This is a genomic window from Nocardia sp. NBC_01499 (genome assembly GCF_045040275.1).
Classification (GTDB): domain Bacteria; phylum Actinomycetota; class Actinomycetes; order Mycobacteriales; family Mycobacteriaceae; genus Nocardia.
In genome coordinates this window covers 983,040-1,001,420 of record NZ_CP109426.1, presented here as the reverse complement: position 1 = coordinate 1,001,420, position 18,381 = coordinate 983,040, and the positions used below count along the sequence as shown (strand labels likewise).

Annotated in this window: 16 protein-coding genes and 1 pseudogene; 11 read left to right on the top strand and 6 right to left on the bottom strand. The window is 65.1% G+C overall.

What is annotated here, in order from left to right; all coding sequences use genetic code 11:
* The first annotated feature begins 7 nt into the window (after positions 1-7).
* From OG203_RS04485 to OG203_RS04465, 5 genes are all read left to right on the top strand, one after another.
* Complete coding sequence (locus tag OG203_RS04485; protein ID WP_405164380.1) at positions 8-1,240, top strand: AAA family ATPase; 1,233 nt, start codon at positions 8-10, stop codon at positions 1,238-1,240.
* Positions 1,237-2,475, top strand: a complete 1,239-nt coding sequence (locus OG203_RS04480) for a DUF2201 family putative metallopeptidase (protein ID WP_405164379.1) — start codon at positions 1,237-1,239, stop codon at positions 2,473-2,475. Before OG203_RS04485 ends, OG203_RS04480 begins: the two co-directional genes overlap by 4 nt.
* Positions 2,476-2,630: 155 nt before the next feature.
* Positions 2,631-3,809 carry a diguanylate cyclase domain-containing protein gene (locus tag OG203_RS04475; protein ID WP_405164378.1) on the top strand — a complete coding sequence of 393 codons (1,179 nt, stop codon included), beginning with the start codon at positions 2,631-2,633 and terminating at the stop codon, positions 3,807-3,809.
* A gap of 58 nt (positions 3,810-3,867) precedes the next feature.
* On the top strand, positions 3,868-4,311 hold the full coding sequence (locus tag OG203_RS04470) for a pyridoxamine 5'-phosphate oxidase (protein ID WP_405164377.1): 444 nt from the start codon (positions 3,868-3,870) through the stop codon (positions 4,309-4,311).
* Between the two features lie 121 nt (positions 4,312-4,432).
* Entirely contained in the window at positions 4,433-5,629 is a 1,197-nt protein-coding gene (locus OG203_RS04465) for an alpha/beta hydrolase fold domain-containing protein (protein WP_405164376.1), read from the top strand.
* 11 nt (positions 5,630-5,640) lie between these two features.
* On the opposite strand, the gene OG203_RS04460 is transcribed toward OG203_RS04465, so the two are convergent.
* The 3 genes from OG203_RS04460 to istA all read right to left on the bottom strand — a co-directional run bounded on the left by OG203_RS04460 (position 5,641) and on the right by istA (position 8,560).
* The gene (locus OG203_RS04460; RefSeq protein ID WP_405164375.1) at positions 5,641-6,024 is read right to left on the bottom strand and encodes a hypothetical protein; all 384 of its coding nucleotides are present in this window, start codon (positions 6,022-6,024) and stop codon (positions 5,641-5,643) included.
* 174 nt (positions 6,025-6,198) lie between these two features.
* Complete coding sequence (gene istB / locus OG203_RS04455; protein ID WP_405159506.1) at positions 6,199-6,954, bottom strand: IS21-like element helper ATPase IstB; 756 nt, start codon at positions 6,952-6,954, stop codon at positions 6,199-6,201.
* Positions 6,955-7,018: 64 nt separating this feature from the next.
* Positions 7,019-8,560, bottom strand: coding sequence for an IS21 family transposase (istA, locus tag OG203_RS04450; RefSeq protein WP_405159507.1), 1,542 nt, complete (start codon positions 8,558-8,560; stop codon positions 7,019-7,021).
* 327 nt (positions 8,561-8,887) lie between these two features.
* On the opposite strand from istA, the gene OG203_RS04445 reads away from it, so the two are divergent.
* Complete coding sequence (locus tag OG203_RS04445) at positions 8,888-10,084, top strand: aldose epimerase family protein (RefSeq protein ID WP_405164374.1); 1,197 nt, start codon at positions 8,888-8,890, stop codon at positions 10,082-10,084.
* A 47-nt stretch (positions 10,085-10,131) separates the two neighbouring features.
* On the opposite strand, the gene OG203_RS04440 is transcribed toward OG203_RS04445, so the two are convergent.
* On the bottom strand, positions 10,132-11,043 hold the full coding sequence (locus tag OG203_RS04440) for a LysR family transcriptional regulator (protein ID WP_405164373.1): 912 nt from the start codon (positions 11,041-11,043) through the stop codon (positions 10,132-10,134).
* Positions 11,044-11,133: 90 nt separating this feature from the next.
* On the opposite strand from OG203_RS04440, the gene mqo reads away from it, so the two are divergent.
* Positions 11,134-12,630 carry a malate dehydrogenase (quinone) gene (gene mqo / locus OG203_RS04435; RefSeq protein WP_405164372.1) on the top strand — a complete coding sequence of 499 codons (1,497 nt, stop codon included), beginning with the start codon at positions 11,134-11,136 and terminating at the stop codon, positions 12,628-12,630.
* Positions 12,631-12,748: 118 nt separating this feature from the next.
* Here the strand turns inward: mqo and OG203_RS04430 are convergent, their stop codons facing one another.
* Positions 12,749-13,573 (bottom strand): SDR family NAD(P)-dependent oxidoreductase, encoded by an 825-nt coding sequence (locus tag OG203_RS04430; protein WP_405164371.1) that lies wholly within the window; start codon positions 13,571-13,573, stop codon positions 12,749-12,751.
* A gap of 228 nt (positions 13,574-13,801) precedes the next feature.
* Between OG203_RS04430 and OG203_RS04425 the strand changes: the two genes are divergently transcribed.
* The 4 genes and pseudogenes from OG203_RS04425 (at position 13,802) to OG203_RS04410 (ending at position 17,878) form a co-directional block, all read left to right on the top strand.
* Positions 13,802-15,529, top strand: coding sequence for a protein-arginine deiminase domain-containing protein (locus OG203_RS04425; RefSeq protein ID WP_405164370.1), 1,728 nt, complete (start codon positions 13,802-13,804; stop codon positions 15,527-15,529).
* Positions 15,530-15,633: 104 nt separating this feature from the next.
* A pseudogene (locus tag OG203_RS04420) lies at positions 15,634-15,939 on the top strand (MerR family transcriptional regulator); the annotation flags it as partial.
* Between the two features lie 185 nt (positions 15,940-16,124).
* Positions 16,125-16,775, top strand: a complete 651-nt coding sequence (locus OG203_RS04415) for a response regulator (RefSeq protein WP_405164369.1) — start codon at positions 16,125-16,127, stop codon at positions 16,773-16,775.
* Positions 16,772-17,878 carry a sensor histidine kinase gene (locus OG203_RS04410; RefSeq protein ID WP_405164368.1) on the top strand — a complete coding sequence of 369 codons (1,107 nt, stop codon included), beginning with the start codon at positions 16,772-16,774 and terminating at the stop codon, positions 17,876-17,878. The genes OG203_RS04415 and OG203_RS04410 overlap by 4 nt, the downstream gene beginning before the upstream one ends.
* 237 nt (positions 17,879-18,115) lie before the next feature.
* Here OG203_RS04410 and OG203_RS04405 read toward each other — a convergent pair whose 3' ends face one another.
* The gene (locus tag OG203_RS04405; protein ID WP_040738949.1) at positions 18,116-18,298 is read right to left on the bottom strand and encodes a 2-hydroxymuconate tautomerase family protein; all 183 of its coding nucleotides are present in this window, start codon (positions 18,296-18,298) and stop codon (positions 18,116-18,118) included.
* Positions 18,299-18,381 lie beyond the last annotated feature (83 nt).

The window sequence follows — 18,381 nt, the reverse complement described above, 5'->3', positions numbered from 1 at the left end:
ATCACCCATGCTTTCTGCTGTCCGCACGTCCACCAATCCCGCCCAACTCGACGTTGCCGCCGAGTTACTGACCCTGCTGCGCGAAGCAACCACCGAACCACGCCCCAACACCCAACTGGAGGCGCTGGCACTGGCCGTGGCCGCCGACCTGCCGGTGCTCCTCTGGGGTGAACCGGGAATCGGAAAGACCGCGGCCCTGACCCAACTCGCCGCCGACCTCGACCTTCCGCTGACCACAGTCATCGCGAGTGTGCATGAGCCGTCGGACTTTTCGGGCCTACCCATCATCGGCGACGATCCCGCACAACACGGTGTCCCGATGGCGCCGCCGGACTGGGCCGTCCGACTCGTCCGGGCCGGGCGCGGTCTGCTGTTCCTGGACGAGCTGTCCACCGCACCGCCCGCCGTGCAAGCCGCGCTGCTCCGCCTGGTTTTGGAGCGGCGAATCGGTACCCTGCGACTGCCGCCCGGTGTCCGGATCGTCGCCGCGGCCAACCCGCGCTCCTCGGCGGCCGATGGCTGGGAGCTGAGCCCACCGTTGGCCAACCGGTTCGTCCACCTGCAGTGGACCCACGACCACGACGTCGTCGTCCGCGGCCTCGGCGGCACCTGGCCGCACGCGACGCTGCCACGGTTGGCTCCCGAAAAGTTGAGCGAGGCAGTGGCTTTCGCGCGTCGCGTGGTGTGCGTGCTGCTCGCGGCCCGCCCCAATCTGGTGCATCAGATTCCCACCAGTGAAACGCGCAGGGGTGGCCCTTGGCCATCGCCTCGAAGTTGGGAGATGACGCTGTGGCTGATCGCCTTCGCCACCGCGGCCGGTTCGTCCCGCGATGTGCTTTCCCTGCTTGTCCGTGGCACGGTCGGCGACGGGCCCGGCTTCGAACTGCTGGCCAGCCTGGACCGAATGGACCTGCCGGACCCGGAGTCGCTGCTCGCCGATCCGGCGGGCGCCGCCTTGCCCGAGCGCGGGGATTTGCGCCAAGCCGTGCTCGACGGTGTGGTGGCGGCAGTCCGCAAACGTCCGGAGAAGTCTCGCTGGGACGCGGCGTGGGAGCTCTTGGTCAAGGCGCTGGAAACCGGCGCTCCGGACCTAATTGTCGTTCCCGCAACAACTCTCGCCACACTGCGTCAAGACGACTGGGATGTTCCCGCGGCGATCGATCAACTCGCCGGACTGGTAACGGTCACCAAGGAAGCCGATGAGGCCGCTGTCCGTGTCGCCGCCAAGGCGGGCCGATGACCGCGAACACATCAGGGGCGCTTGATCGCGAGAAGCTCTTCGCCGCCCGATTACACGCCGCCAGGGTCCGGCCCTATTTGGCCACCGCGCTGTTCGCGCTATGCGTCGTCGAGTCGCGCCGCGTGCCGACGATGGCCGTGGACCGGCATTGGCGGTGCTATGTCTCGCCAGCGTTCGTCGACCGAACTCCGGTGGAGGAACTGGCCGCGGTATGGGTGCACGAGGTGTCGCACCTACTGCGCGACCATCACGGTCGCAGTGACCGATTCGCCGAACAACACGGCCTGACCGGCGTCGCCGAACGATTGCGTATGAACATCGCCGCGGACTGCGAAATCAACGACGACGCCTTCGGTGCTGGATTGGTCCAGCCGGAGGGGGCCGTTGTGCCCGCGTCGCTCGGGTTATCCGAAGGCGAGCTCATGGAGGACTACCTGCACAAGTTCCGCCTCGGTCGGCACACCGACGACATGGCATGGCTCGACTGCGGCAGCGGCGCCGACGGACTGGACCGCGACTGGGACCTCGGACCCGACGGTGCGGACGGCCTCAGCGAACAGGAACGCGACGCGGTCCGCTTTCGGGTGGCGCAGGGCATTATCGGCCGTCCGGGCAACGCGTCCCAAGGGTGGCAACGCTGGGCGCAGGAGGCGTTCCACCCGCCGCAGCCGTGGCGCGATCTGCTGGGCGCGGCCATTCGCTCAGCGGTCAGCGGCGGCGGTGCGGGCGAGGACTACACCTACGGCCGCCCGGCCCGGCGCTCGGCCGGGGTGCCCGGCGTCGTACTGCCGAGCCTGCGGCGAACGCCACCTCGGGTCTCGGTGCTCATCGATACCTCGGGGTCGGTCAGTGACACCGAATTGGGCAGCGCGCTGCTCGAAGTGGCCGCCATCGCCCGTGCCGTCGGCGGGCGCCGCGACCTGGTCACGGTGCTGTCGTGCGACGCCGCGGCCGGGATCGTGCACCCGCTGTGTCGAGCCGAGCGAATACCGCTGGTCGGCGGCGGTGGCACCGATCTGCGCGCCGGTATCGCGAAGGTGCTCCGCACCCAGCCCAGCCCCGATGTCCTCGTGGTGCTGACCGACGGCCAGACCCCCTGGCCCGCGAGACGGCCACCGTGCCGGACGGTGGTCGGCCTGTTCCGTCGGCACCGCGCCGACTCGTGGCGCGAACACGATCCCGAGTACGTCCCGGACGCGCCGCCAGCATGGGCCCGGGTAGTCGACATCGGATAGTGGCTGATGGTGATGTTCGCAACTGGCCCGATGATTCCCGTTGGGATGATGTTAGCTTCACAGTAGCCACACTTGCGCCACGCGTGAGGTCGCCGCCCGGTCGATAGCAACGACCGGCGGCGGGTCTCGTTGCCGATGTAAGGGCGGGTATCACGATGACCAACAGTTCGTCATTTCGATCCCGGTGGCAGTACCGGGTCGATTACCGCTGGGTGGTCGACTTCGTCGAATCCCATGGCGTACTCGGCCGGATCAAGGTCGTGATCGGCGCGGGCGGCGCGATGATGCTCCTGAACGCCACATTGATGGCGATCTCCTCGGCTGGCGTGCACGGCACGCTCGGTACCACGGTGAACACGCTCGCCGCCGTGTTGGGCGGGCTGTGGGCGTTGCGCTGGTGGTTGTTGCCGTGGCCGCGCGAATCCGAGTCGATCGTCTGGATCGCCGTGTTCAATATCGTCATCACCGTCGACAGCATGCTGGTCCAGGACCGCGTGCTCGGCGCGCTCGGGATCATCATGCTGGCCGCGACCGGCGCGTATGTTGCGGTCTTCCACAGTCCGTTGATCCTGGCCATGTGCGTCGGCTGGTCACTGCTGTCGATCGTGGTGCTGTCGGTGACGATGGTTCTCGGCAGCGGGCGCTGGAAAGGCGATGGGGCCCTTGGCATCGCGGTCGTTGTCGCCAATCTCGCTGTCATCGGCATCGTGTTGCCGACGATGCAGCTCTCGCATTGGCTCCTGCGGATGGACGCGCTGTCCGATCCGCTCACCAGGCTGTTGAATCGGCGCGGCCTCGACTCTTACTGGTCGGAGTACTCCGGGCGCGCAACGGGTTACGTGATCACGCTGGACCTGGACCGATTCAAAACCGTGAACGATACGTTCGGGCATTCGTTCGGCGACGAAGTGCTGAAGCGGACGGCGGATCGGCTGCGTTCCACTGCCGACTCCGCTGCCCTCATCGCACGGACCGGCGGCGAGGAATTCGTCGTTGTCGGTTGTGTGCGCGACGATGCGGCCGGTGCGGTCGCTGAGCGGTTGCGGCGTGCGATCGAGACGATGCCCGGCCTGCCGATCACGATCACGGTCAGCGTCGGCGTCGCCCTGTTCGAGGCGTCCCGTGCCGCCGAACAACCGACCCGTCACCACGTGCTGCGCGCCTCCGATGACGCGATGTACCGCGCGAAACGCCTTGGCGGCAACGCCATCGTGATCGCCGAGGGGAACGACACGCCGCGCGAGGCTGTCGCCAGAGTCGGGCATCGTGGCACGCGGCGCGGGCGCCCGGAAATCACCACCGACCAGCCTGAGCTCCGGCAAAGCCGGACATGAATCCCACTGCCCAGCAACCCCACCCGTGCGCGGCGCCGACTGCCCGTAGACTTCGGCTGTGAGCGATATCGCGGACTTTGCTCGGCTGATCGCCGGGGATCACGGACTTTGCGTCGTCTCGACGTCGCGGGCCGACGGCACTGTTCAATCGTCGCTCGTCAATGCGGGTGTGTTGGCGCATCCGCAGACGGGCGAGCAGGTCGTTGGCATGGTAATCCGCGGTGGCACACGCAAATTGGACAATCTCCGCGATCGGCCGAGGATGACGGTTGTCGCCCGGGGCGGGTGGGCGTGGACGGCCGTCGAGGGATCGGTGTGGATCGCGGGCCCCGACGACCAGGCGCCCGGCATCGACGCCGAACGGCTGCGGCAGTTACTGCGCGAGGTATTCACCGCGGCAGGTGGCACGCACGACGACTGGGACGAATACGACCGCGTCATGGCCGCCGACCGCCGCGCAGTCGTCCTCGTCGTTCCGGATCGCGTCTACGGCAACGGCTAGTTTGCTCGACGCGGAGATCGGTTTGCGGCGACGATGAATGCGCTGGCGGAGTGACTGAGTAGACCGAACTACGTCAACTGACGGATTCGCGCGCCGGTTGCGCGGAGCTAGTTTCATAGAGGTGTACATCGAGCCGCGCAAACACCTTACCGAATCTCCGCTGGCCGTCCTCTTCGGGCAGATGGTCGAATTCGCCCGTGCCATAGTCGATTTCGTGCGGAGGTATGTGGTGCGTACGGCTGCTGCGGTCGCCGCCATCGCGACCGTCCTGTCTGTCACCGCGTGCGGCGACACCACATCGTCAACGTCCGCGGCGGTGGTAAAGGATTGTCCGAGCAGTCCGATGCCGGATCCTGACGGCCGCCTGGCCGTCCAGGGCGCAGCTCCCCGAATCGTCGTGCCGGTCGACACGAGCACGAGCACGGTCCTCAGCCCGGGCACGGCTCCGCAGATCCAATGCGGACGCACGCCGCTGTCCACCCATACCGATGTCGTGTATGGCGAACAGGTCAAGATGGACATTCAGGTCCCGCAGACCGCTGGGCGCAAGCCGCTGGTCGTATACGTTCCCGGCGGTGGGTTCGTCATGGCGGACAAGGGCGGGAACCTCGCGCTGCGCACGTTCATCGCGGAGGCCGGTTACGTCGTCGCGAGCATCCAGTACCGCGTTCAGCCCGATGGCGCGACCTACGTCGACAGCATCTCCGACGTCAAGGCCGCCATCCGATATCTGCGGGCACACGCCGCCGACTACGGCATCGATCCGGACGCGGTCGCCGTCTGGGGCGACTCCGCAGGCGGCTACCTGGCCGCCATGACCGGAGTCACCAACGGCGACAAGCGCTTTGACAGCGGCGCCGATCTGGACCAGAGCAGTAATGTGCAAGCGGTGATCGACAAGTTCGGCGCCGCCGACCTGTCCCGACTGCAATCCGACTTCGACCCCGACACGCAACGGGCCATGGCGCCACTACTCGCCGCCACGGCGAAATACGTCAACGGGCCGACCAACACAACACCGCTCACCGCGGATCCGGCGGCCATCGCCCAGGCGAATCCCATCACCTATATCCAACCGACCGACCCGCCGTTCGTGATCTTCCACGGCAGCGAAGACACCACGATCTCCCCGAGCCAGACGCTCATACTCCATAACGCCCTGGTCGCCGCGGGCGTCGACAGCACCCGCTACATAGTCGACGGTGCCGCCCACGGTGACGTGGCCTTCACCGGAAACCCGCAGAACTCCCTGCAGTGGACAACCCAGGAAGTCGCGGGCCGACTCACGAGCTTCCTCGCACAGCACCTGAAGCGATAAGCAACCTTGTGTCAGGGCGTATCCAGCGCGGTCGCGGGGACACCGTAGGGCAGGAACCGAACGCGACGGCGCTCGTCGGTATTGTCGCGATGCGCGCGCAAGGCCTCGAGCTCGCTCGGAAAAACCTGCTCGACCCTGGCCTCACCCGCGTCATCGACGCTATAGATGACCCACACCCCACTACCGGTCTCCCCGGTCGTCTCGGCCTCCGGCTTCGGCGGCCGGGTGCGCTCCGGCTGAACGAACTGACCGAACAGCGACGCCAGCGTATTCACACTCGACCGATCGATGTACTCGCTGGCCTTCCCGAGCAGGTCACGCACCTCGATCCCCGCCTCACGCAACGCGCGCTCGAATTCTTCGGGACCGATCCCAAAAGGTCTATCGGATGCCATCACATTCCTCCTGAAGACGAATTCGGCGCTATCCCCTCAGTGTCCTCGCGTAACCCCTATTTCGCCACGTCCGGCACCATATGTCGACCGTCAGGCAATTCCCCCAGGCTGCCGTCACGGAATTCCTCCAGTAGACGTGCCTCGCTGCGAGCGTAGCGAGCCGCTTCGAGGTGGTCAGCTGGCGGGTCGGCCTGGCCGTTTGCGGGGCCGGAACGAGGGTCCGTCCATCAAGACCTGATGGCTGGTGTTGATCAGTCTGTCGAGCAGGCTTTCGGCGACGACCGGGTTCGGGAACAGGGCATACCAGTCCTTCGGAGCGCGGTTGCTGGTCAAGATCAGCGGCTTGGCGCTGAGCGCGCGTTCGCTGATCAACTCGTAGAGGTCATCGGCGTGCAGGGCGGTGTGCTCGCGCATCGCGAAGTCGTCGAGGATCAACACGTGCGGGCGAGTGTATTCACGAATCCTTTTGCCCCAGGACCGATCCGCGTGACCACCGGCCAGATCAGCCAGAACGCGACTGGTCTTCGCGAAGCGGACGTCACCGCCGCGGCGGGCGACGGCATGGCCCAGTGCTTGTGCGACATGGGTTTTCCCGACTCCGACCGGGCCGTAGAGGATGACCGATTCCCCGGAATCGAGCCAGCGCAGCGCGGCCAGGTCGCGGATCATCGCCGAGGGGAGTTTCGGGTTCGCGGCGAAGTCGAAGTCCTCGAAAGTGGCTTGTTCTTCGAACTTCGCTCGCCGGATCCTCCTTGTCAGGGCATTGGTTTCGCGGCGGGCGATCTCGTCTTCGCAGAGGACCTGCAGGAACTCGAGGTGCCCGAGTTTCCCGTCGCGGGTTTGGGCCAGGCGGGCGTCGAGAGTGTCGAGCATGCCGGTGAGTTTCAGCGCGCGTAGAACATCGCGCAGGGCGGGGTCGCTGATGGACATGAGTGTGTATTTCCTTGCTGGAGTGAAGAATTAGGAAAGAATTGTTGGCCGGGTGGCGGGCGGGTCAGTTATTGGCGAACTGGTCGGGACCGCGCAGGAACGCCGGGACCTCGGCGATATCGCTGGTAGCGGTGCCGCCGAATGGGTCTTCGGTCTCGGTGCCGACCGCGAGGATGCCTTTGACGGTGCGGTAGGACGGGTCGCCGACCTCGATCGCGCGTGAGCAGGCCGCTTCGAGGCGGTCGAGACCGTATTTCTCGCGTAGCCGAAGGATGCCTTGCGCGGCGCGTAGATGGTGGATCGCGTTGGGTGACAACAGATCACCGATCACCAGCTCGCAAGCCGGGCCGACATCGATGGCGATCTTGCGGCACCAGGTCGGGCCTTGCAGGTGGAACGCGATGGTCTCGGGCGGATAGTGCTCCATATTCGTCGCCCGCCCCGCCAGGCGGCGGACATGGGTCGCGACGACGTGCTGGTCGCGGAAGATCTGCACGATGTCACCGCTGGTGCGGGCGTGCAGGGTTTGCCCGATCAGCCGCCACGGCACCGAATACAACGCTTTCCCGATCTTGATGTGGGTGTCGAGCCCGACTTTCCCGGTCGACCACACCGACAACACGAACGGCGCCGCCGGCAATGGCATCAGCGCGTCGCGTTCTGTCGCTTCGAACACCGGCAACGGTTGCCCACCGTCGAGCGCCCGCGAATTCCGCAACCCCGCGACGTCGCAGCACCACCGGATGGCTTCACCTTGCATCTGGGCCAGGGTGCTGAATTCCCTTCCACGCCAGAAGGAATCGCGAATGTACTGCATTTGACGTTCGACGCGTGGTTTATCCTTCGGTTTGCGGACCCGAGCCGGGTCGATCAACGTCTGGTAGTGGACGGCGAGTTCGGCGTAGGTGCGGTTGAGTTTCGGGTCGTAGAGATCGGGTTTGTCGACGCCGGTGCGTAGGTTGTCGATCACGAGCCGGGCGGGGACTCCGCCGAAGAACTCGAATGCCGCGACATGGGAAGCGCACCACGATGTTTGATCCATCGACAGCACCGGTTGCAGGAACGGCATCCGCGAGCACGAGAGCACCATCACGAACGCCTGCACCGTCACCCGCCGCCCCGAGGTCGGATCGAACCACGACCCGAGCCGGCCGTAATCGATCTGGGCTTCGCTGCCCGGTGGCACCGGCGGGCGCATCACCGTCACTTTGGCCCGGGCGGCCTCGTCAGCGAAATGTGTTGCTATCCAACGGCGTACAGATGATTCCGATACGTCCACCCCGTGGTCGTCGCGTAAGCGTTGCGCGATCGTGGCGACCGTGACACGGTGACCCAGCCAGGACTTGATCCGCTCAGCGTGCGGGTCGATCAACGACCATGTCACTGCCCGCGCGCCCGGATCATGCAGTGCGGGAAACCATTCCGCGACTCGCTCGGCCCACTGCTCAGCAGAAAGGGGTGGGCTCGCGCCCGGTGTTATGCCAGCGGCAACCGCTGGCGCGACGTACTTCCGGATCGTTTTCCGGTCGATCCCCAGCGATGCCGCCAGTTCGCGTTGTCCGCGACCGGCCTGCCAGTGGGTGTAGAGCTCGACAAGATCGAACATCGAGAAACTCCTCCTCGCCATCTCTTTCTCGCTCTCCTCGCCGGAACAACCGTCGAGGACAAGCGAACATGTGTGCGAGACACGCCGACCGGCGACACACCGCCAGGTGGGGGAATTACGTGACGGCCGGTGGAGGAATTGAGTGACGGACAGTGGGGGAATTCCGTGACGGAACTACCCCTCACCTGGGGGAATTACTTGACGGCTGACACATAGGCTCAGCGCGTCGCACAAGGTTCGGGAAGCACCTCGTATACCGGGAATCCGGCACGGGACGGGCGGGTCGTGCTGATAATGGGTCTACCCACGGCGGACATGCGAGGTGCTATGCGCGGCAACGTTTTTCTGCGAGTACTGGCGGTCGTCGGCGTGGTGTGCGCGGCGGGGTGCGGCAATACGGCGACGAATCATCCTTCGGAGACTGGAAGCGCCACACCCGCACCTCAGGCGCCGACGATCACCAGTGAACCCTTCGGTCAGGTGGACAACAACCAGGTCAGCCGCTACACGCTGGCCAACGGTCGAGGGATGCGGGTGCGGATTCTCGACTACGGCGGCATCATCCAGTCGCTGGAGGCACCGGATCGCAACGGTCACGCGGACAACGTCGTGCTCGGTTTCCCGACACTGGACGGATATCTGGCCAGCAACACCTTCGCGAGCAAACCGTATTTCGGCGCCATCGTCGGCCGCTACGCGAATCGAATCGCCAAGGGCGCCTTCACCATCGACGGCGTCACCTACCACGTCCCGGTGAACAACAACGGCAACAGCCTGCACGGCGGAACCACCGGCTTCGACCAGAAGATGTGGCAGGCGACGCCGCAGCACGACGCCGACACGGTCGGACTGAAGCTGCAATACGTCAGTCCCGCAGGCGAAATGGGCTATCCGGGGACGCTCACCTCGACCGTCACCTACACCCTCGACGCCGACAACCGACTGACGATCGACTACGGTGCCAGCACCGACGCGCCGACCGTGCTGAACCTGACCAACCACTCGTACTGGAACCTCGCCGGCGAGTCGGCCCTCGGCATCTACGACGAAAAGCTCACCCTGAACGCCGACCGCTACACACCCACCGACGCCACCCAGATCCCCACCGGCGAGCTGGCCGCGGTCAAGGGCACGCCGATGGATTTCACCACCCCGACGGCGATCGGCACCCGCCTCACCGCCGCCGATCCGCAACTGCTCACCGGCCAGGGCTACGACCTGAACTGGGTGCTCAACCGCAGCGACGACACCTCGCTGGTACTGGCGGCGACCGTGGAAGACCCGACATCCGGTCGCACCCTGACCGTGCGCACGACCGAGCCCGGAATCCAGTTCTACTCCGGCAATTTCCTCGCCGGAGCCTACGTCGGAACCAGCGGCCACGCCTACCGCCAGGGCGCCGCACTGGCCCTGGAAACCCAGCACTTCCCGGACTCACCCAACCACCCCGAATTCCCTACCACCACACTGAACCCCGGCCAGACCTACCACCAGCAAACGGTATTTCAGCTGGGCAGCCAATAGCGGGTCGCGTATCTCGGAATGTCGGGTGTTCGATGAGCAGTGCGACGTTATTTCGTCGTTCCTGATCCGACACTGTCGGCATGGGCGGCGATATGGTCGCGGAGTCTGGCAACGGCAGGGGTGGGCCGGTGGTTCCCGGAGACGAGTCCGATGCTGCGCTCGCGGTGGCCGGTGAGCGAAACGTTGACCAGATCGGGGTGTGCGGTCTCGGGCGCCGGTAGCAGGGCGATGCCGAGTCCGTGGGCGAAGAGAGCACGGAGTGTCTCGAATTCGGTGGTCTCGAACACGACGCGTGGCGTGAATCCCGCTTCGGCGCACCAGGAATCGAGAAGGTGGCGCAAGTGGTATGTCGGCGGATTCGCGACAAACGGTTCGTCGGCAAGCTCGGCGAGCTCGACGGTCTTTCGCGCGGCGAGCCGGTGCTGGCGTGCCAGGTAGAGATGAATGCGCTGATGTCCGAGCACAATTGCGGGCAGGTCGGGCGGGGAGGGGATCATGATGGCCAGGTCGAGTCGGCCGGCACGGACCATATCGGCGAGGGCATCGCCGTGCGCCTGCACCAAATGTAGTCGGACCCGAGGTGCGGCAGCGTGGAACTCGGCGAGCAGCGACGGGACGCTGACCGGTCCGAGCGTAAGCGGAAAACCGAAGCGTACGAGACCGCTGTCGGGATCGGCATCGCCGCGCACCACATCGACCGCGTCCGCCAACTCCCGCATCAACTCTCGCGTGCGATCGAACAGTTCGCGGCCGGCGGGTGTGAGGGTGACTCTGCGCCCGACCGGCTGAAACAGCTGTACTCCTACTGTCTGCTCAACGGTTTTCAGTCGGCGGCTGAGTGAGGACTGAGGAATGCGGAGGAGCTGAGCCGCGCGGGTGATGTGTTCCTCGCCCGCGGCGGCATCGAAGGCGGCGAGCAACGGTGCCAGTGCATTGACCTCACGAACGTATTCATCCATATTTGGATCATAATTCCTCCGATTGCGTATTGGACGGATGAGTTATCCGGGTGCGAGGATGATCCACACATCGAACGCAGGGGGCACGGTATGGAAACCGCATCATTCCGGAACTCGAAATCCGCAGCCGCGCAACAGGTATTCGACGTCGTCCTGATCGGGGGCGGCATCATGTCAGCGACACTCGGTGCGTTGCTAACCGCACTGCAACCGGACTGGTCGATTGCGCTCTACGAGAGGCTCGATGAGCTCGCGGGGGAGAGCTCGAACCCGTGGAACAATGCTGGCACGGGTCACTCCGGGTTCTGCGAACTGAATTACATGCCCGACGTGCACGACTCGGCGAAGGCTGAAGAGATCGCCCGTAGGTTCCATGTCTCCCGGCAGTTCTGGGCATCGCTCGTGGACGGCGGTGTTCTCGCCGACTCTGCCGGATTCGTCCACTCGACACCACACATGGACGTCGTATTCGGCGATCGCGATGTTGCCTATTTGCGTGCACGTTTCGCGACTCTGCGGTCGCTGCCCTTGTTTTCGGCAATGCGGTACACCGAAGATCCCGACCTTATCGGCGAGTGGGCGCCGCTGCTGATGGAAGGCCGCGACCGTACTGAGCCGGTGGCAGCCACCCGATACGAGGCGGGCACCGACGTCGACTTCGGCGCGTTGACTCGCGAACTCGTCGACGTCATGGCTCGCGCCGGGGCGAAGGTCGCGCTGCGGCACGAGGTGACCACTTTGCGACGCGAGCAAGGCGGCCTGTGGCGCGTCGCCGGCCGTGATCGAAACATGCGGCGGCGGTTCGAAGTTCGGGCTCGGTTCGTGTTTGCCGGCGCGGGCGGCTACGCACTCGGTTTGCTGCAGAAAGCCCGCGTGCCCGAGGTCAGGGGATACGCGGTCCTCCCGGCCGGTGCCGAATTTCTGCGCAGCGACAACCCGGAAATCGTTCGACGGCACGACGCGAAGGTCTATAGCCAAGCCGCGCTCGGTGCACCACCGATGTCGGTTCCACACCTGGACAAGCGGATGGTCGATGGTCGCGAATCGCTGATGTTCGGCCCCTACGCCCCCTTCAGTACCCGGCTGCTCAAACAGGGCAGGCTCATCGATCTGTTCACCACCCTCCGGGTACGCAACGTCGCCGTGCTGATAGCCGCTGCCGTGCAGAACGTTTCGTTATTGCGCTACCTGCTCGGACAGTTGCTGTCCACGCGCCGTCGCAAATTCGCCGAGCTGCAACGCTTCTATCCTCAGGCCGACCAGGCGGATTGGTATCCGGTGCAAGCTGGGCAGCGCGCTCAGCTGGTCAAACCGGATCCCCGCAGGATCGGCGTGCTGACCTTCGGCACCGAACTGGTCACCGCCGCCGACGGCACCATCGCAGGTCTGCTCGGTGCCTCGCCCGGTGCCTCCACCGCGCCGACCATCATGGCCGAACTGCTGGCTGGGTGCTTTCCGGAGCAGATCTCAGCGTGGGCGTCCGCACTTCACTCGTTGATGCCCGGCCTGGCCGAACTCGTCGATAGCGATCAACAGGCCGTCGCTGACAATCTGGCCCGGACAGGTGAAATCCTCGGGCTAGCATAGCAATCCGAGGTAACGGCTCGCATTGTCTGCCTATGCCACCTGATCAGGATTCGGTGCGAGGTAGGCGGTAGCCCGCGCAGCCGGCCTGCGCTCGACCCGGGGCGCAGCGACGATGTGCTCATTTCAACAGTTCTTCGGTTCGGTCCCACAGGGCGCGGGCCAGATCGGTGTCGCGCGCTTGGCGATTCATGCGTTTGGCTGGTTTGCGCGCCTCGTAGTAGGTGCCGGATTGCCAGTCGACGCCGGGTCGGCTCTCGGCGAACCAGACCAGTTGGCTGGCGCCCTTTTCCGGGGAGGACAGCATGGCGCGGGTGAGGGGGTTGGTGGTGATGAATTTGTGCACCGGGCTGTTGGACTGGGTGGCGAAGCTGGTCGCGACGTTGCCGGGGTGGAATGCGGCGGTGGAGATGTGCTGAGCGTGGTATCGCCGGTGTAGTTCCTTGGTGAACAGGATGTTCTCGAGTTTGGACGCGTTGTAGGTTCGCATCGGATTGAAATTTCGGTCGTGGTCGAGGTCGCCGAGGTCGAGTTTGCCTGCCAGGCGGCTGCCCATGCTCGTGGTCTGCAGCACCGTCGCCTTGGACGCGGCCAGCTTGTCGATCAGCATTCTGGTGAGCAGGAATGGCGCCAAATGGTTGACCTGGAAGGTCTTTTCGAACCCGTCGACGGTCTTGGTCGGATCGCCGAAGACGCCACCGGCATTGTTGGCGAGCACGTCGATGCGCGGGTATCCGGTATCCAATTCGGTGGCGAGCCTGCGGACTTCGTCGAGGCAGGCGAAGTCGGCGTGATAGTGGTCCGCGCCGATCTCGCGGGCGACAGCCTCGGTCTTCTGCGGGGAACGGCCGACGATGACGACGCGATGGCCGTTGCGATGGAGTTGGCGGGCGGCCGCCGCGCCGATGCCGTCGCTGGAGCCGGTGATGACGATGATTTTATCCATAGTCCTGTCCGAGGAAGCCACGAGCAAAATGGATCAGCTGCGAACTCAGTCGGCCGAGCCAACTGGGGTTCGAGCCTGGTTCGAACCTAGAATCCGTTTCCCAGCAAGGGAACCCGCCACCTGGATGAATACGTCAGCCTAGTGGTTGGACCATGACAGCCGAAGGCCCTTCCGTTTCAGCCTGCTGGATGTCGTTGGCGTGCCTCGGTCGTGGGTAGCGTAGCCACCGTGAATCCATATCGTAAGATTTGGTTTATTGTCGGCGCCGCCTCTTTGATCTTGGCCGGTTGTTCCGCGACGTCCGAGGATCGACTCGTCGCGGATATTCGTGCCGATAGCAATCGAGATGGTGTCGTCGACGGAAACGATGTCGGGGCCGGCATCGAAAAAGGTAAGTGGACAGCCGAGTACGGCGCGATTGTGCTCCCGAATATCGGTGATGTCGCGCACCGCTGCCCGTCGAGTCGAAGCCAGGTTTCCGACGACGATCTCGCTGGCTGTCACGACGCGGCCGACGATATCGCGCGCGCACCCGACTACCTGGCGCCACTGGTCACCATGCCGGTCGGGCGCGACGGAGTGACCGGGCGGGTGGAAGCGGTCGGTGTCGGTGCCGACAAGATCCGCATATTCGTCAAACGTCAAGATTCGTGGATAAGGCTGCTGCCCGGCGCGAGTCTGACCGAAACCGAACTGCGCGACGGCGCCACCCTTGGCATCGACTCGCGAGATGTCGTGCGTGACAAGGCAGTATGGGATGGTTCCTTCATCGTTCGCTTCACGGTTCAAGACGGCAAGCGAACGGTGACCGACGATATCGCCCTTCGAGTCGCTCCCGTTGTCCTCCATAACCACAACCAGAACGCGGAGGCGTTGGTGGTTCCCGACGGCGGCGACGACCAGGAGTACGCGCGGTTCGTCGCCGACCTGACCTCGGCCGCACAGGCCAGCGGACTGAACGCGCCGCTGATCACCATGAACACCACCGATACCTGGGCACAGGACTTCGTGGAGTTCGGCTACGTATCGATGCCGGGCCCCGGCGGCCGGAACATCTCGTTGCGCATCGCGATCCGCTCGCCGCAACCCGACCGGGAAGGCGGCCGGGCCGTCTTCGACCTCAGAGGCCCCGGTATGGGCGCGATTCAACTCGGCGGTGCCGGTGATCGCCACGTGGATTCGTTCGGAAATGTCGAGACCATACCGCCGTATACCTATGAGGGGAAAGAGTTTCCGGCAGGTCGCGTTGTCATCGGCACCGGAAATCGCAACGACGCCACCGTTTCGAGCGTGGAACTGAAGAAATTCTTTGCCGCCCAACAGGTTCAGACGCCACTGATTCTGGACACGACATGGCTGGTGGTCGGACACGTCGACGAATTCATCCAGTTTCTTCCGACACCGTCCGGTCGAGGCTGGCGCCCCGCCGTAACAGATCCACGGCGCGGGCTCGAGATCCTGCGCGAGCAGCAAAGATCCGGTCACGGAACCACAGTGGCGTTTTCCAGCCCTGGTGCGCCCGCGCGGACGATCGACAACGTCCTCGCGGACCAGAAATTCGTAGCCGACAACGAATTCGCGGCGCAAAAGATCGAAGAAAACGTAACGCACCTGGTCAAGGAGATCGGGCTGCAACCGGAGGAGTTCGTGCGAATCCCAGGTCTCTACGAGCTGTCTCTCGGCATAGACGACGAACCGGACGCACTGGTGAGCTTCTACCCGGGCGCAATCAACGGAGTCCTGATCAACGCGTCGAATTACCTCGCGCCACGGCAGTGGGGCCCGATCATCGACGGGCGTGATGTGTTCGAGGCCGCGGTGACCGAGGCGTACCGGTCGGCCGGAGTAGCGGTGCACTACATAGACGAATGGGCGACCCTGCATGTGGCAGGCGGCGAAATACATTGTGGGACCAACGTTTTGCGGCAGATCGGCGGTCTACCGATCGTGCGCTGATCGCGGCCGAATCGCCGGCGAATAGGCGAAAACTACCGATGCGACCGAACGGCTCCGCCGCGAGGCTGGTCGCAGAGCATTCGAAGACCGAGGAGTGGCATACCGTGGCTTGGAGCACCCGCCAACTCGCCGAACTGGCCGGTACCAGCGTGCGGGCGGTGCGGCACTATCACGACGTCGGCCTGCTTGCCGAGCCCGAACGACGGCCCAACGGCTACAAGAACTACGGCACGCCCCACCTCACGCGCCTGCTGCGGGTCAAACGCCTTGCCGGGCTCGGCTTCTCGCTGGCGCAGATCGCCAAGATGGGCGAGGCCGCCGAACCGCCCGAACAATCCCTGCGCGCCTTGGATGCCGATCTCGCCGCGACCATCGAGCGGCTGCAACGGGTCCGTGCCGAACTCGCCCGCACCCTGCGCCGGACCACACCGACCGAGCCGCCGCCGATCGGCTGACGAGCCAAGCCGATCGGCTGGAGCATCCGCGCCAGATGGTCGGTATCGGTGGTCCGCGCCACCCGCACGGCAGCTGCCGAGGCAACCTGGAAGAATTCTGCGGGAAGATCGTTTGAGGTTTCGTCGATGAAGGTGTGCTGATGATTCGCGTGGCGATAGTGGATGACGAGGCGCTCGTGCGATCGGGTTTCACCCTGATCCTCGGCGCGTCCGATGACATCGACGTCGTCGCCGCCAGCGATGGAATGGGCGCTATCGCGGCGATTCGCGAGACGGATCCCCATGTCGTGCTGCTCGATATTCGGATGCCGAATGTCGACGGCCTGCAGATTCTTTCGAAACTGCTCGAAGCGCCGCAGCCGCCCGTCGTGGCCATGCTGACGACGTTCGCCGCGGACGAGTACATCGCCGACGCACTTCGTCGCGGCGCGTCCGGTTTCATTCTCAAGGACACCGAGCCGCAGCACCTCGGCTCCATGGTGCGGGCGCTGGCGGCGGGTGCGGTCGTGCTGTCGCCGAAGGTCACCAAGGCGGTGGTCGAAGGCTATCTCGACACGATCGACACCGAGGCGCCCGAACTGGTGCGGCTGCTCACGAATCGGGAACGCGATATCGTCGTTCTCATCGCCGAAGGCCTGTCCAACGCGGATATCGGCCTGCGCCTGCACCTGAGCATGGGGACGGTCAAGGACGCGGTGAGCAGCATTTTCGCAAAATTGAACATCGGCACCCGCGTGCAGGCCGCCCTGATCGCCGAGCGCGCCGGGATTCTGGCCGCCGACCTGCCATGAGCGGGCCGACCCGTCGACCGCGATTGCCCATCGCCGTCGACCTGTTCGTCGCCGCGGTCGGGGCGTTCGATGTGTGGTGCTACCGCGATCTGCCGCTTGCTCCCTGGGAGGTCGGCATCGCGGTGCTCACTGCGGCGGCGTTGCTCGTCCGCAGGCACGCGCCGATTGTCGCGTTCGTGCTCACCTTGCCCGCGGCGGCGGTGATCGGGGCGCTCCTAGGGCCGATGGCGGCGCTTTACTCGGTGGCCCGCAGTTCGGCGCACAGGGGGATCGTCGCGGTATTCGTGGTCGTGCTCGGCTTGTCGTGCCTGTTCACCTCCGACGATGACGGTTTCAGCTTGGGAGACCTCGAATTCCTGCTGCACGAAATAATTTTCGCCGTTTTGGTCGGTGTCGGGCCTGCCGCACTCGGCTGGCTGGTTACGACGCGGGAGCGGCTGGCGCGGCAGATGTCCGAGATCGACCGCGTCTACGCCCACGAACGGACACTGCAAGTTGCGGCCGCACGCGATCGCGAACGCGCGGAACTGGCCAGGGAAATGCACGATGTGGTTTCGCACCAGGTGAGTCTTATCGCGGTGCAGGCCGGGGCATTGCAGATGGTGAGTGCCGATCAGGACGCGCGCTCGGCCGCGGACGTCATTCGCAAACTCAGCGTCAACACCCTCGACGAACTGCGGCATATGGTCAAGGTCCTGCGCGCCCCGGCCGGGGCCGATGAAATCAGCCCGCAACCGACCATCGAACATCTTCCGGCACTGCTGAGCGCCAGCGACTTACCGGTGGAACAGATCGGCGAACTACCGACGAACCTGACACCGTCCACCGAGCGCGCCATCTATCGGACAGTCCAGGAGGCGTTGACCAACGTCCGCAAACACGCACCGGGTGCGGCCGTGACGATCGCCTCCGCTGGCACGGATCGCACTGTGACAGTGTCGATTACGAACGCCGCCTCCGCGGACTCGCCGATAGTCCTGCCGAGCGCCGGGTCCGGCATTTCCGGTCTGCGACAACGCGCACAGCTGCTCGGCGGAACGGTGACGGCGCAGCCACTGTCGGACGGCGGCTGGACGGTGCGACTCCAGTTACCACGCGGCTGATCACAGCCTGCCGGTCTCACAAACCAGGAGCAGGGGTTAGCGCCCCTGGCCGTGCGGAGTAAGACCGGCAGGCCAATTGATGATCAGACCAGCGATACGCGATCGAGCGAGTCCGTCAAGCCCGCCCTGCTCGCGGCTGGTGCGTTCAGGCGATCACCGCCTTCGACGGTAGCCGCGCGGAAGCCGTCGGCGAATCCCCCATCCAGCTGAAGACGCCCGCCACTCGGCTGAATTCGCCTACTTGTCGGCGATGAACTTGCCGCCGACCGCGTAGCCGTCCGCCGGGTACTCCTCGATCCAGACGTGCACCGATTCGGCGGGCGACTTGTAGGCGTCGACGAAGGCGTCGGTGATCCGGCGGACCAGCTCGCGCTTGGCTTCGTCGGTCTTGGGCAGCTGCTGGACGATGACGTTCGGCATCGCGGTGTCCTTTCTCGGTGTCCGCCCGTGTCGAGCGGGACTACCGATAAATCTGCTGCAGAGTGCGCGCGCGTCCAAGACCC